Annotated in this window: 13 protein-coding genes; 2 read left to right on the top strand and 11 right to left on the bottom strand. The window is 70.7% G+C overall.

Annotated elements, in window-relative coordinates; genetic code table 11:
- Nucleotides 1–8 precede the first annotated feature (8 nt).
- Together ITJ66_RS07840 and ITJ66_RS07835 are read left to right on the top strand one after the other, a co-directional pair.
- Nucleotides 9–1,382, top strand: a complete 1,374-nt coding sequence (locus ITJ66_RS07840; RefSeq protein WP_194644305.1) for an L-serine ammonia-lyase — start codon at nucleotides 9–11, stop codon at nucleotides 1,380–1,382.
- 72 nt (nucleotides 1,383–1,454) lie between these two features.
- The gene (locus ITJ66_RS07835) at nucleotides 1,455–1,916 is read left to right on the top strand and encodes a rhodanese-like domain-containing protein (RefSeq protein ID WP_137242029.1); all 462 of its coding nucleotides are present in this window, start codon (nucleotides 1,455–1,457) and stop codon (nucleotides 1,914–1,916) included.
- A gap of 34 nt (nucleotides 1,917–1,950) precedes the next feature.
- On the opposite strand, the gene ITJ66_RS07830 is transcribed toward ITJ66_RS07835, so the two are convergent.
- From ITJ66_RS07830 to ITJ66_RS07780, 11 genes are all read right to left on the bottom strand, one after another.
- A complete protein-coding gene (locus ITJ66_RS07830) occupies nucleotides 1,951–3,897 on the bottom strand; it encodes a thioredoxin domain-containing protein (RefSeq protein ID WP_137242030.1) in 1,947 nt (648 codons plus the stop codon).
- Nucleotides 3,898–3,918: 21 nt separating this feature from the next.
- Nucleotides 3,919–4,698 (bottom strand): DUF1684 domain-containing protein, encoded by a 780-nt coding sequence (locus ITJ66_RS07825; RefSeq protein ID WP_079705432.1) that lies wholly within the window; start codon nucleotides 4,696–4,698, stop codon nucleotides 3,919–3,921.
- Between the two features lie 127 nt (nucleotides 4,699–4,825).
- On the bottom strand, nucleotides 4,826–5,761 hold the full coding sequence (locus ITJ66_RS07820; RefSeq protein WP_137242031.1) for an ABC transporter substrate-binding protein: 936 nt from the start codon (nucleotides 5,759–5,761) through the stop codon (nucleotides 4,826–4,828).
- Nucleotides 5,762–5,850: 89 nt separating this feature from the next.
- Nucleotides 5,851–6,654 carry an ABC transporter permease gene (locus ITJ66_RS07815; protein WP_137242032.1) on the bottom strand — a complete coding sequence of 268 codons (804 nt, stop codon included), beginning with the start codon at nucleotides 6,652–6,654 and terminating at the stop codon, nucleotides 5,851–5,853.
- Nucleotides 6,651–7,361, bottom strand: coding sequence for an ABC transporter permease (locus tag ITJ66_RS07810; RefSeq protein ID WP_079705429.1), 711 nt, complete (start codon nucleotides 7,359–7,361; stop codon nucleotides 6,651–6,653). Before ITJ66_RS07810 ends, ITJ66_RS07815 begins: the two co-directional genes overlap by 4 nt.
- The gene (locus tag ITJ66_RS07805) at nucleotides 7,358–8,227 is read right to left on the bottom strand and encodes an ABC transporter ATP-binding protein (RefSeq protein WP_137242033.1); all 870 of its coding nucleotides are present in this window, start codon (nucleotides 8,225–8,227) and stop codon (nucleotides 7,358–7,360) included. The genes ITJ66_RS07810 and ITJ66_RS07805 overlap by 4 nt, the downstream gene beginning before the upstream one ends.
- A 217-nt stretch (nucleotides 8,228–8,444) precedes the next feature.
- Nucleotides 8,445–9,944 (bottom strand): aromatic amino acid lyase, encoded by a 1,500-nt coding sequence (locus ITJ66_RS07800; protein ID WP_194644303.1) that lies wholly within the window; start codon nucleotides 9,942–9,944, stop codon nucleotides 8,445–8,447.
- Between the two features lie 199 nt (nucleotides 9,945–10,143).
- Nucleotides 10,144–10,899, bottom strand: a complete 756-nt coding sequence (locus tag ITJ66_RS07795; protein ID WP_194644301.1) for an ABC transporter permease — start codon at nucleotides 10,897–10,899, stop codon at nucleotides 10,144–10,146.
- Nucleotides 10,899–11,810, bottom strand: a complete 912-nt coding sequence (locus ITJ66_RS07790; protein WP_194644299.1) for an ABC transporter ATP-binding protein — start codon at nucleotides 11,808–11,810, stop codon at nucleotides 10,899–10,901. The genes ITJ66_RS07795 and ITJ66_RS07790 overlap by 1 nt, the downstream gene beginning before the upstream one ends.
- Nucleotides 11,807–12,118, bottom strand: a complete 312-nt coding sequence (locus ITJ66_RS07785; protein ID WP_194644297.1) for a transcriptional regulator — start codon at nucleotides 12,116–12,118, stop codon at nucleotides 11,807–11,809. The genes ITJ66_RS07790 and ITJ66_RS07785 overlap by 4 nt, the downstream gene beginning before the upstream one ends.
- 3 nt (nucleotides 12,119–12,121) lie before the next feature.
- Nucleotides 12,122–12,784, bottom strand: coding sequence for a hypothetical protein (locus ITJ66_RS07780; RefSeq protein WP_194644295.1), 663 nt, complete (start codon nucleotides 12,782–12,784; stop codon nucleotides 12,122–12,124).
- Between the last annotated feature and the right edge of the window lie 213 nt (nucleotides 12,785–12,997).

Below are 12,997 nucleotides of genomic sequence, written 5' to 3'. Positions count from 1 at the left end.
GTCGTCCAGTGACCGCATACGTGTCCGCGTTCGACCTCTTCTCCATCGGGATCGGGCCGTCCAGCTCGCACACGGTCGGACCGATGCGGGCGGCCCTGGCCTTCGCCACCGGGCTCGCGGACGACGGACTGCTCGACCGGGTCGACCGCGTCACATGTTCGTTGTACGGATCGCTCGGCGCGACCGGCATCGGTCACGGCACCCCCGACGCCGTCGTCGCGGGCCTCCAGGGACTCACCCCGGAAGGGTGCGATCCAGCCGAGGTCCGCCGGGCCTGGAGCGACCACCTCGACGGCGCTCCGCTCACCCTCGCCGGGACGCGTGCCATCGCGTTCTCGAAGGACGACATCTCGTTCGTGCCCAGGACGAGGCTGCCGGGCCACCCGAACGCCATGACACTCCACGCCTGGGATCAGCGGAGCGACCTCCCCGTGCGCTCCGAGACGTACTACTCGGTCGGCGGCGGCTTCATCCGTCGTGACGGCGACGACCCGAGCACGGTGCTGCCGTCGACACCCGTGCCGATGCCGTTCCGGACCGCTGAGACGCTCATCGGGCTCTGCGACGAGACAGGGCTCCCGATCGACGCGATCGCGAGACGCAACGAAGAGGCCCTACGGTCCGCGGTCGAGGTCGACGCCGGCCTCGACGCCATCTGGACGGCCATGCACGAGTGCGTGACCGCCGGGCTCGCCGACACCGGCACCCTCCCGGGCGGTCTCGGCGTCAAGCGCCGGGCACGTGCCGTCCGTGAGCGCCTCGACGTGGCCGAGGCCGAGAGCGGGCGCGAGCTCCCCACGGAATGGCTGCATGCATTCGCCCTGGCGGTCAACGAGCAGAACGCCTCCGGCGGGCGGGTCGTGACCGCACCCACGAACGGGGCCGCGGGGATCATCCCGGCGGTCGGGAGCTACTACCTGCGGTTCGTGCCGGGCGCCTCGCTCGACGGGATCCGTCGGTACCTGCTCACGGCGACCGCCATCGGCTCGCTCTTCAAGGCGAACGCGTCCATCTCCGGGGCCGAGGGCGGCTGCCAGGCCGAGGTCGGCTCGGCCTGCGCCATGGCCGCCGGTGCCCTGTGCGCCGTCCTCGGCGGCACACCGCGTCAGGTCGAGAACGCCGCCGAGATCGCGATGGAGCACCACCTCGGCCTCACGTGCGACCCGGTGGGCGGGCTCGTCCAGGTCCCGTGCATCGAACGCAACGCGATCGCCTCCTCGACTGCCGTCAGCGCCGCACGTCTGTCGCTGCACGGCGACGGGACGCACCTGGTGTCGCTCGACACCGTGATCGAGACCATGCGCCAGACCGGTGTCGACATGTCGACGAAGTACAAGGAGACGAGCGAGGGCGGTCTCGCGGTCAACGTCATCGAGTGCTGAACCGCGGCGTCGTGTGACCGCGTGTTGCCGACCACCGTGGTCATCCGGGCTGCGGCCTCCTACGGTGGGCGCATGACCTCCACGCACGCGCCGTTCCTGGTGGACCCGCTCGTCTCCACCCAGTGGCTCGCGGACCATCTCGGCAGCGAGAGCCTCATCGTCCTCGACGCGAGTGTCGTCGAGCTGCCTGCGCTGGACGGCGGCCCGGTGCGGCTGGTGAGCGGCTACGACCTGTACCTCTTCGACGGGCACGTACCCGGTGCCGTGTTCGTCGAGCTGCTGGACGCGCGCCAGGGGCTCGGAGCATCCTCAGCGGACGAGATCCGACGCGGTGCGGCCGCCATCGGTGTCACGGAGCAGCACACGATCGTCCTGTACGACCAGCTGGACGGGCGCTCCGCCGAGCGCCTTCGTGCGGCGCTGACCGGAGCCGGATACGAGCGCGTCGCGCTCCTCGACGGTGGACTCGGACGCTGGCGCTCCGAAGCCCGCGAGCTGCGCTTCGGTGGACCGGACGGCACGTTCGGAGCCTGACCCGTCGACGTGACGGGTCGGTCGGTGGGCTGGTTCAGCGGGCGTCGAGCTGCGCCGCGTCCGTCACCGGGAGGCGGCAGACGAAGTCCCGGCAGTGGTAGGCGGTCAACCGGCCGTCCCGACTGGTCCGTTCGGCGAAGACGTCGAACCCGCTCGTCGCCCAGGCCACCGCCTGCCGCTCGGAGACCACCGCCACGACGTCGTCCCGGCGCGTCCTGACCGCGTCGCGCATCGCCCGATCCGCCGTCGCGCGATCTTCGTCCTCGTCCGGGTCCACCCGATCCGGCCCGACGACGATGAGTTGCGACGCCGGCCCGGTGAGCGATGCCGCCAGGGCCAGACTCGCGCCGAACGCGGTCGGTGCCGACAGCGCAGCCGACGCGGCGAACCGGACCGCGCCCTCGGCGGCGTCCCGGAACCGGCCGTCGGCCGTCAGCTGGAACAGCAGCAGCGACGCGCGTCCGAGCGACGATATCCCCGAGGGATACGCGCCCTCCGACGGGTCGCCGTCGATCCGCATGCCCTGGGCCGACAGCACCGGGTCGCCGCCGCCCGGCAGGATGAAGCCGGCCACCGCGGCGGAGGAGGCGTCGGTCACGGTCTCGTCAGTCACGGTCTCGTCGGTCACGGTCTCGTCCGGCAAGCACCGGTCGACGAGGTCGCGGGCTACCTCCGCGTAGCGGACCTCGCCCGTCGCGAGGCCGAGGCGCAGGAGCCCCTCCGCGAGCATCCCGTAGTCCTCGAGGCCAGCCGCCGCGCCCGACCGCCGTTCATCGAGCGAGGCCCGGGCGAGCGTGCCGTCCGAGCCGAGGTGGTTCTCGACCACCGCGTCCGCCGCCCACCTCGCTGATTCGATCCATTCGGGGCGGTCGAAGACCGTCGAGGCCTCCGCCAGCGCGCCGATCGCGAGCCCGTTCCAACCGGTGAGCACCTTGCGGTCCACAGCCGGCGGGGTCAGCGTCGCCCGGCCATCCACATCGCGTCGGTAGTAGCCACCTTCGGATCCGATGCCGTCGACGACGCTCTCGGAGTCCTGCGCCGACCCGAAACCGCCGCTCGGCTGCTGCAGCGTGCCGATGAGGAACTCGGCGATCCCGGCGGCGACACTGGCCGCCCACGAGCTCGGGCGCTCGGCCCAGGCCCGCGTGTACGCGGTGAGGAGGAGCGCGTTGTCGGTCAGCATGCGTTCGTAGTGCGGCTCGGTCCAGTCCCGGTTGACCGCGTACCGGAAGAACCCGCCTTCGACCGGATCCCGGAGCGCCGAGGCCCCCATGGTCCTCAGGGTGCGTTGCGCGAGGTCGACACCGCGGCGGGCGACCTCGCCCTCGCGCGGCGTCAGCAGGAAGTCGAACAGCGGGGCCATCGGGAACTTCGGAGCCGTGCCGAAGCCGCCGAGCTCCCGGTCCTCGAGCGCCTCGACCGCCTCGATCGCCGCGTCGAGGTCGCCGGGCTCCGGCAGTGGGGCGTCATCCGTGGACGACATCGTCTCGGCGATCGCCCGCGCGAGTCCGTCGGCGCTCGCGACGACCTGCTCCCGTCGCTCGGTCCACGCGACGCGAACGGCCTCGAGCACCTGCGGGAACGAGGGATGCCCGCGGAGCGGCACGGGAGGCGAGTAGGTCCCCGCGTGGAAGACGTGTCCGCGCGGCGTCACGAACACGTTCAGCGGCCAGCCCAGGTCACGGGTGAACGCGCCGGCGGCGGCGAGGTAACTGGCGTCGACGTCGGGATGCTCCTCGCGGTCGACCTTCACCGCCACGAAGTCGCGTCGGAGGAGCCCGGCGATGTGCTCGTCCGAGAACGACTCGCGTGCCATGACGTGACACCAGTGACACGTCGAGTAGCCGATCGAGACGAGCAGGGGGACGTCACGACGGGCCGCTTCGGCGAAGGCCTCGGGCCCCCAGGGGTACCAGTCGACCGGCTGCTCGGCGTGCGACCGGAGGTACGGGCTCATCGCCTCGGCGAGCCGGTTCGTCATGCGGGATCCGTTGCCCGGGACCTACTGGCCGAGCGGCAGTCGCTCGCCCGCCGTGATCCGGGTGCGGAGCCGGTTGTTCGGCGCAGGCAGCGGGCACACGTAGTGGTCGCTGAACGCGCACGGCGGCAGGTACGCGCGGTTGAAGTCGACGAGCACGTGGCCGTCCGCGGTCGGGGCCGGCATGCTGATGAACCGGAACCGGTAGCTTTCGTCGCCACTCGTGCCGTCGGAGAAGACCGCCCAGAGTCCGTTCGGGCCGCCCGTGACCGTCAGCGAGACCGCTTCGTCGCCGAGCTCGAACTCGACCCGGCCGACGGGGGTCTCGGTTGTGACGTGGCCGTCGATCGACTCGGTCTCGACCGTGACGTCCGGGGACGGCACGAACCGCGCCGGCCGGATCCAGGCGACGTCGGGGGCGAAGGCGCTGATGCCCGCGAGCGAGGTCCGCGTCGGCGCCTCCGGGTCGAGCACGCGGAGTGCGTAGACGCCGTCGCGCTCCATGCCTCGGAGCAGCGCGTCGCCGAAGTGCAGTTCGTCGCCATGGACCAGCTCGACGCGGTCGGTCATGATCTGCGCGCCACTCGGCGTGGTCAGTCCGGTGCCCGTGAGCCGCTCACCGACGATGCCGGTCGCGTCCGCACGCCAGGTGCCTGGCGCGCCCTCGAGAGCGGTCGCCTCCTCGGTCAGCCAGTGGGTGAACCGGAGGGCGGCGATACCGTGGGGTGCTCGGACGGAACGCTCGCGAGCGGTGTGCCAGGCGGTCCAGGACGCGATGAACTCTGCGGGGGTCTCGGAACTCATACCCTGACGCTACCAACTCCTCAGGTGTCGGAGACCGACATCCGGCTGCAGCCGGATGCGCTCCCCGCGAACAGCGAGATGGCGCCGCCCGGAGAACCGGACGACGCCATCGACGTGTGGCTGCTGCTCAGCTGAAGAGCTTCTTGTCCTTCAGCCAGTCGGCCGCGAGGGTCTTCGGAGCGGCCTTCTCGTCGCCCTGGTTGCGGGCGTTGAGTTCGATGAGGTCCTCGGTGGTCAGCTCCGCGGACACGGCGTTCAAGACCTCCTTGACCTTGTCGCTGGCCTTGTCCGAGTTGATCAGCGGCAGGACGTTCTGCGGGAGGATCAGGTTCTCCGGGTCCTCGAGCGTGACGAAGTCGTTCTCGGTGATCGACGGGGTCGTGGTGTAGATGTCGGCGAGCTGGACCGTGCCGTCGAGCAGGGCCGCGGTGGTCTGTGCGCCGCCGCCGTCGCTGATCGGGACGAAGGTGAGCTTGTCGGCGGGGACGCCGTACACCTCGGTCAGGCCCTTGGGGCCGTACGGACGCTCAGCCAGCTCGGGTGCGCCGCCGATGGCCAGCGGGATGGTGAGGGCCGCGAGGTCGGCGAGGCTCGTGACGTTGTTCGCCTCGCTGAACTCCTTCGTGACGTTGTAAGAGTCCTTGTCCTCCGCCTTGGACTGGTCGAGGACCTCGTAGCCCTTCGGCGTGGCCTCCTGGAGGGCGGAGTAGACCTCGTCGCTCGACGTGGCCGTGGCGGAGTCGTCGAAGAACTGCAGCAGGTTGCCGCTGTAGTCGGGGACGAGGTCGATCGAGCCGTCTTCGAGCGCTGCGATGTAGACGTCCCGCGCGCCGATGTTGAGGGACTCGGCCGTCTTGATGTCGTTGGCCTCGAGCGCCTGGATGTAGATCTGCGCGATGATCTCCGACTCGGGGAATCCGGCGGAGCCGACCGTGATCGTGTCGGATGCCGCGGTCTCCCCAGCGGTCGGGTCGCCTGCGGAGCAGGCGCTGAGTGCGAGGGCCGCGACGGCGGTCGCGGCGATGCCGACGGCGAGGCGTCGACCCTGTCGAACTGTGAACATGGTGTTTCCTATCTGTGATGGGCGAGAACGGTGGTGCCGTTGTGGGTCTGGGAGCCGGGCGGTGCTGTCACCCGGCATGGTGGAACGCGTCAGTTGTTGCGGTATGCCGCGGTCTGCATGTTCGCCTCCGCTTCTGCGACGGCGGGGTCTGGTGCGCTGGACCGGTCGCCGCCGGTGCCGTGACCCCGGGTCTCGTCGACCCGCGTGTGGGTCGCCTGGACACCGCGCGGCACGACGGCGCGCTGCAGCAGGGAGAAGACGCCCTCCAGGAGGAGGGCGAGCACGATGATGATGATCGAGCCGGCGAGCATCTGCGCGTAGTCCCGTACCGGGAGGCCGTCGAGGATGTAGCGACCGAGACCGGGACCGTTGGTGAGGAAGGCGACGACGGTGGCGGTCGCGATCGTCTGCAGGACCGCCGAGCGCACGCCACCGATCATGAGCGGGAGGGCGAGCGGGATCTCCACCTTGCCGAGGATCTGCCACTCGTTCATCCCGACGGCACGCGCGGCGTCGATGGTCTGGCGGTCGATCGACTCGACCCCGCCGTACGCACCGGCCAGGACGGGCGGGATGGCGAGCACGACGAGGGCCGTGATCGCGGGGACGAGACTCGTGCTGGAGAAGCCCCACCCGAGCGTGATGAGCGCGAGGAGTGAAAGCAGACCGAGGGTCGGCAGCGCCCGGAGCGCGCCGGTGATCGCGACCGCGATTTCCCGTCCCTTCCCGGTGTGCCCGATGAGGAGCCCGAGCGGGATCGCGATGACGCAGGCGATGAGGACGGTCAGGCCGGTCACGGCCAGGTGCTGGAGCACCCGCACCGGGATGCCGCCGGGGCCCTCCCAGTGCGCGGGGTCGAAGATCCAGGCGAAGGCGGCGAGGAAGTTGATCATGCGGCTCCTCCCCCGGCGGTCGCCAGCTCACGGGCTTCGGTGGCCGCACGACGACGTCGGATCGCACCCTTCGAGCTGATCCGCGTCCACGGCATGAGGAGTCGGCCGAGGAGCACCAGCAGGACGTCGAACACGATCGCGATCACGACCGTCCCGACGATGCCGGTCAGGATCTCGATCGGGAACTGCCGGTTGTAGCCGTCGGTGAAGAGGTAGCCGAGGTTCGTCACGCCGATGAGGGCGCCGACGCTCAGCAGGCTGATCGTGCTCGCGGAGACCACCCGGATGCCGGCGAGCATGAGCGGACCCGCCAGCGGGAACTCGACCCGCCAGAACCGCTGGCCGGTGGAGAACCCCACGGCCTGTGCCGACTGCCGGACCCCGGCGTCGACGGCGTCGAGCGCGTCGGCGACCGTGCGGACGAGCAGGGCCACGGCGTAGATGGTGAGCGCGATCACGACGTTCGCCGGATCGAGGATCTTCGTGCCGATGAGGGACGGCATGAGGACGAACAGCGGCAGGGACGGGATCGCGTAGAGGATGCCGCTCAGTGTGAGCAGCACGCCACGCGACCACCGGTACCGGTGTGCCAGCCAGCCGAGGGGTAGGGAGATGAGGAACCCCAGGATGATCGGGGGCAGGCTCAGCTGGACATGGGTGAGGGTGAGGTCCCAGATCATGTCCCAGTTCGCGATGACCCAGCTCATGTGGATGCGCCGTCCTTCCGGACGTCGAGGCCCGGGCGGTCGCCTGCGCCGGGCCCGGCTCCGAGGACACCGGCGGGGCGGCCCGACTCGTCGACGACGACGTCGCGTCCGTCGACGCGCTCGACGTGCAGGGTCCGCTGGCCGCGATCGGCGCCGATGAACTGGGCGACGAAGTCATCGGCAGGGTTGGCGACGATCTCGGCCGGCGTGCCGACCTGGGCGATGTGGCCGCCCTTCTGCAGGATGACGACCTGGTCGCCGAGGAGGAAGGCCTCGTCGATGTCGTGGGTGACGAACACGATCGTCTTCGCGATGTCGCGCTGCAGTCGGAGCAGCTCCCGCTGGAGCTCGGCACGCACGAGGGGGTCGACGGCGCCGAACGGCTCGTCCATCAGCAGGATGTTCGGGTCGATCGCGAGGCCTCGTGCGACGCCGACGCGCTGCTGCTGGCCGCCGGAGAGTTGGCTCGGGTACCGGTCGGCGAGCGCGCGGTCGAGTCCGACGGTGTCGAGGAGGGTGAGGGCGTCCGCCCGGGCCTGCTTCTTGTTGACGCCGGTGAGCATGGGCACCGTGGCCACATTGTCGATCACGGTGCGGTGCGGGAGGAGACCGGAGTTCTGCATGACGTAGCCGATGCGGCGACGGAGACGGACGGGGTCGACGGCGGAGACGACCTCGTCGTCGATGACGATGCGTCCCTCGCTCGGATCGACCATGCGGTTGATCATCCGCAGGAGCGTGGTCTTACCGCAGCCGGAGGACCCGACGAAGACCGTGGTGGACCGCGACGGGATCGTGAGGGAGAAGTCGTCGACCGCGAGGGTGCCGTCGTCGAAGCGCTTGGAGACGTGTTCGAAGGAGATCATGCTGGACCGATGCCTCTTCTCTGCACGGCTGTTCGTGACAGGTCGTCTTCCAAGGGTCGTCGCCGCCGCGGTCGGTGGCTCGCTGAACGTCTCTCGGTCGGTGGTCCGAACCTACCGGAGGGCACTGACATCGCCCACCCCCTCGACACGTGGCGAAATACATGGCATGCGGCGACGTGGGTGCGCCCGCGCACGACCACCGGCCGGCCGCCGTCGCTCAGGATCGGTCGACGCCCAACGCGGCGAGCGCCGCCGTGACGAGCTGCTGACCGTGCAGCTCCTGCTCGATCGCCGACCGGAGGCCGGCGTGAGCGACGGAGAGCCCGACCGACCACTCGTCGTGCTCCTCCGGGCCGAGCGCGTCCGCCGCGACGACCGCCTCGACCGCCAGCACGTCCGCGAGGAGGGCGGTCGAGCGTTCCAGCAGTCGCAGCGAGGTCCCGGCGAAGGAGGCCGGGTCGTCCGAGCCCTCGTCCGGCACGCCCGCGGCGACGACCGGGGTTGCGAGCACGCGCAGTTCGGCGACGAGGTCCGCTGCCGACTGACCGAGCCGACCCGGTAGGAGACCGTGCCCGGTCCCCCGGAGTCCGGCCCCGCCTCCGTCGATGCGTCCGAGCCGTCGCTCGGCGGCAGCGGCGGTGTGCGCGATGGCCGCGCGCAGCCCGTCGAAAGCGCGGGCGAGCCGGGCGCCATGCAGCAGCCCGCCGGTCCGCAGGACACCCGACGCCTGATCGACGAGTGGATCCTCCGAGGCCGTTCCGAGCGTCGCTTCCACGAGCTGGACGGCCGCCGTGACCTCGTCGGCGAGCGCACCGTTGATCTGCGGGGTCGCCCGGAGCCGCAGTCCGTCCAGGTCCCGTCCGCCGCGCGCACCTGTCGGGCCGACCGGCGTCGCCAACAACTCGGAGATCCGCTCGCCGCTCGCCCGGGTACCCGCCGACGGGCTGCCGGCGAGGACCCTCGCGTCGAACGCCGGTCCTCGCCCGCCGAGCCCGGACCGCGCAGCGACCCGCGACGAGAGTGCGCTCGTGGTGTCCGCCAGCCGACTAAGCGCGCCGAGCCGGTGGAGTGCGAGCGCACCGACGCCGAGGGAGTAGGCGTTGTGGTGGACGAACGCCAAGCCCTCGTGCACAGCGAGGTCGAGCGGTGCGAGCCCGACCCGCGACAGGGCGACCTGGGCGGAGAGCCGCTCACCCGCGAGGACCGCCTCCCCCTGTCCGATCACGAGCGTCGCGACGGACGCCAGGTGGGTCTCGTCGCCGTCGCCGAGGGAGCCGATGGACGGGATCACCGGGGTCACCCCACGGTTGAGGAGCTCCGCGACGAACACGGCGGTCTCGAGGCGGATCCCGGAGGCGCCACGGGTCCATCCGGCGAGCCGGGCGGCGACGACCGCCCGAGCGCGGTCCACCGAGAGCGGCAGTCCGATGCCGCCACGGCGGTCATGGACGACGCGCTCCTCCACCGCCGAGGCATCGAGCGTCGCGGTGCGCGGAGCCGCTCGTCCCCCGGCGGGACCAGGGATCCGTGGACCCGGGGACCGAGGACCCTGCGCACCGACTCCGACCGGCGTCGTCTGCCGGTCGACGATGGCCCGGCCGGCGCCGATGCGGTCGAGGGCCGGGGTGTCGAGGACGACGATGGCGTCGTCGCGGGAAACGGCCACGAGGTCGTCGACCGAGATCGGGCCGGTGCCGAACACGACGGGCGCTCCCATCAGTGGGCGCCCGTCGATCGGTCGGCGGCGTTCGTCTGGTCTGTGTTGCAGGACACGGGTCGCTCCATCCGCTCGTCATGGGCCGTGGTCCGGCCGGGATGGACGTCAGCGTACGAGCGCCTGGCGGCCGATGCACGGTGTGTGTCGACGTGTGACAGAACACCGAAACGACCGGTGCTCGGCGAGGTGTCCGTCGACCTCAGCGGTATCGGCGGCCCTCGTCGCGGCGGTAGAGGGCGAGGACCACGACGGTCAGGACGAGGGTCCAGGCCAGGACGCCGACCCACGACCACCACGGCAACTCGCCACCCTGGACCACCCAGACGACGAGCTCCCGGGTCTGGCGGCTCGGGAGGAACATCGACAGCCGGTCGAGCCACGGGGCGAAGAGGAACGGTGGGATGAACAGCCCACCGGCGAAGGCCAGCGAGAACATGACCACCTGCACCACGGCGATCGCGGCCTTGCTCGGGAGGGCGTACCCGATCGCGGTGCCGAGGAGCATGAACGGCAGGGCACCCACCAGGAGTGCCACGATGCCGCCGAGCAGTCCCATCGGAGTCGTGGTGGCGGCGGTCAGGAACGCGCCGAGCACGATGACCGGTATGACGGCCGCGAACCCGAGGAGGCCGACCGAGCACAAGTGCGATAGGACACGGGCGACACCCGTCACCGGAAGCGTGCGGAGGTACGGATCCCACGCCTGCTCCCTCGCCTGGGCGATGGTCAGCCCGAACCCGAACAGGGAGTTGGCGAGCACCGCGAAGACGATGAGGGAGATGACCGCCTGGGTCGCGATGACGGGATCGCCGGCGACCTGCGCCTGCGGGACGACGAAGAACAGCAGCGAGAGCGCCGGGAAGACGAGCGAGCCGATCAGCGCGATCGGGACGCGCACGGTCTCGAGCAGGGAGTACCGCGCGTGCAGGGCGGTGAGCTGGAGTGTGGTGGCCATCAGGCGGCGCTCCGTTCGGCGTCCGCCCGGGCGTCCGCGGTGAGGGTCAGGAACGCCTCCTCGAGGGTTGCGCCGCGCACGGCGAGATCGGTGAACGGGGCCTCGGACCGGACGAGATCGCGCACGAACGCGTCAGCGTCACGGACGTCCAGTTCGACGGCGTCACCGTCACGACTCGCCTGGACGACCCCGGCGAGCCGCTCCACCGCTCCGGGGTCGGTGGTCCGGAGCCGCACCCGGTGGATGCCGACGAGCCCGAGCACGTCGCGCAGCGGGGCATCGGTGATGACCCGTCCGCCACCCAGCACCACGACGCGCTCGGCGAGCGCTTCGATCTCCTCGAGGTAGTGGCTGGTGAGGACGATCGTCGCCCCGAGTTCGTGTTGCCGGCGGATCGCGTCCCAGAGGGTGCGACGTGCGTCGACGTCGAGACCCGTTGTCGGCTCGTCGAGGAGCACGAGACGCGGTTTGCCGACGAACGCGAGTGCGACAGCGAGTCGGCGCTGTTGCCCGCCGGACAGCGAGCCCGTCTGGCGTCGGAGGAGGTCGCCGAAACCGAACTGCTCCGCCAGGGCGGCCGTCGGCACGCGGTCCGCGAAGTGCCGTCCGACGAAGTCGACGACCTCTCCCACGCGGAGCGTGGGCGGCAGTGCCGTCTCCTGCGGTGTCGATCCGAGCCGCGTGCGGTTGACCGCTTGGGCGGGATCGCCGCCGAAGAGCGTCACCGTGCCGGTCGTCGGACGTCGGGTGCCCTGCAGCAGGGAGAGCACCGTGGACTTGCCGGCGCCGTTGGGTCCGAGGAGCCCGACGAGCGACCCCGGCTCGATGCTGAGGTCGACGTCGTGCAGCGCGGTCACGTCGCCGTAGCGTCGTGTCACGCCCTCGAGGGTGGCCAGTGGTGTGTTCGTCATGATGTCCCCGTTCCCGACGCGCCGCCGAGCATCGCTCGGAGGCCGGTCATGTAGTCCTCGAACGCGCGGCGCCCGACGGTGGTGAGTTCCAGGTAGGTGACCGGAGTGCGTCCCCGGTGGGTCTTGGTGACGAGGACGTAGGCGCCGTCCTCGAGTTTCCGCAGATGCGTGGAGAGGTTCCCGGCGGTCATGTCGAGCATCTCCTGCAGGCGGGGGAACGACATGCTGCTGTCCGCGTCGATCGCCGCGAGCGTCGACATGATGCGCAGGCGGGCTTGAGCGTGGATGAGGGGGTCGAGTTCGTCCATCGGTCACGCCGCCGATCGGTGGGCACGCCGACGGCGGGTCGCCTCGAGGAAGGTCGCGTACACGAGGAACCCGCCTCCGCCGGCGATCGCCATGATGAGTGCGTTGCCCGGCGAGCCGAAGAACGGTGCGGCCATGCCGACCACGATGATCCAGATGCCCATGCCGTACATCACCCGGTCGCGCCAGACCGCGCCGCCCGCGAGGTAGAGCAGTCCGACCACGAGGCTGTAGATCGCCGGGTAGAAGATCGCGGAGAGTTCCGGCGCCATTCCGGCCGAGAAGAGCGCACCGCCGAACACCGCTGCGGCCGTGCAGCCGATCGCCCAGGCGATGCCGTACATGGTCCCTTGCACCTGCTGGGCACCCTGGATCCCGCGCGACATGCGGGAGCCGATGATCGACGACGAGACGATGCCACCCACCATCAGGATCCCGAAGAGCCATCCGGCGACCGTCGGCGGCGTGGTGAACCAGGGGTTCTCGTCGCTCGCGGACCAGAGCGCGAGGAACCCGACGGTCCACGCGACACCCCAGATGTACACGATCGCGATGGTGGGCCTCGTGAAGATGTCATCGACACGGCTCGCCTGTCGCTCCTGCAGAGCGAGCATGGCGGCCGGGTCGAGCGCGTCCGAGCCGTCGGTGGGTTCCATCGGTGAAGTCATACCTACTTTGTAACGCAAACCACTCTGCGAAGCAACCCTGTTTGCGATACAGCGCGCAGGGATGCCCGCTTCACGCCGAGGTGCCACAGCCCAACTGCCCTTCGACAGGCTCAGGGACCGGGTTCATCCGGCCGCCCCTCTCCCGCCGACCCTTCGACAAGCTCAGGGACCGGATCACCTCCGGCGCACCTCTCCCGGTCACTGAGCTTGTCC

The sequence above is a fragment of the Plantibacter sp. VKM Ac-2885 genome, from assembly GCF_015351205.1.
GTDB lineage: Bacteria > Actinomycetota > Actinomycetes > Actinomycetales > Microbacteriaceae > Plantibacter > Plantibacter auratus.
This window is presented reverse-complemented; position numbering and strand designations above follow the sequence as displayed.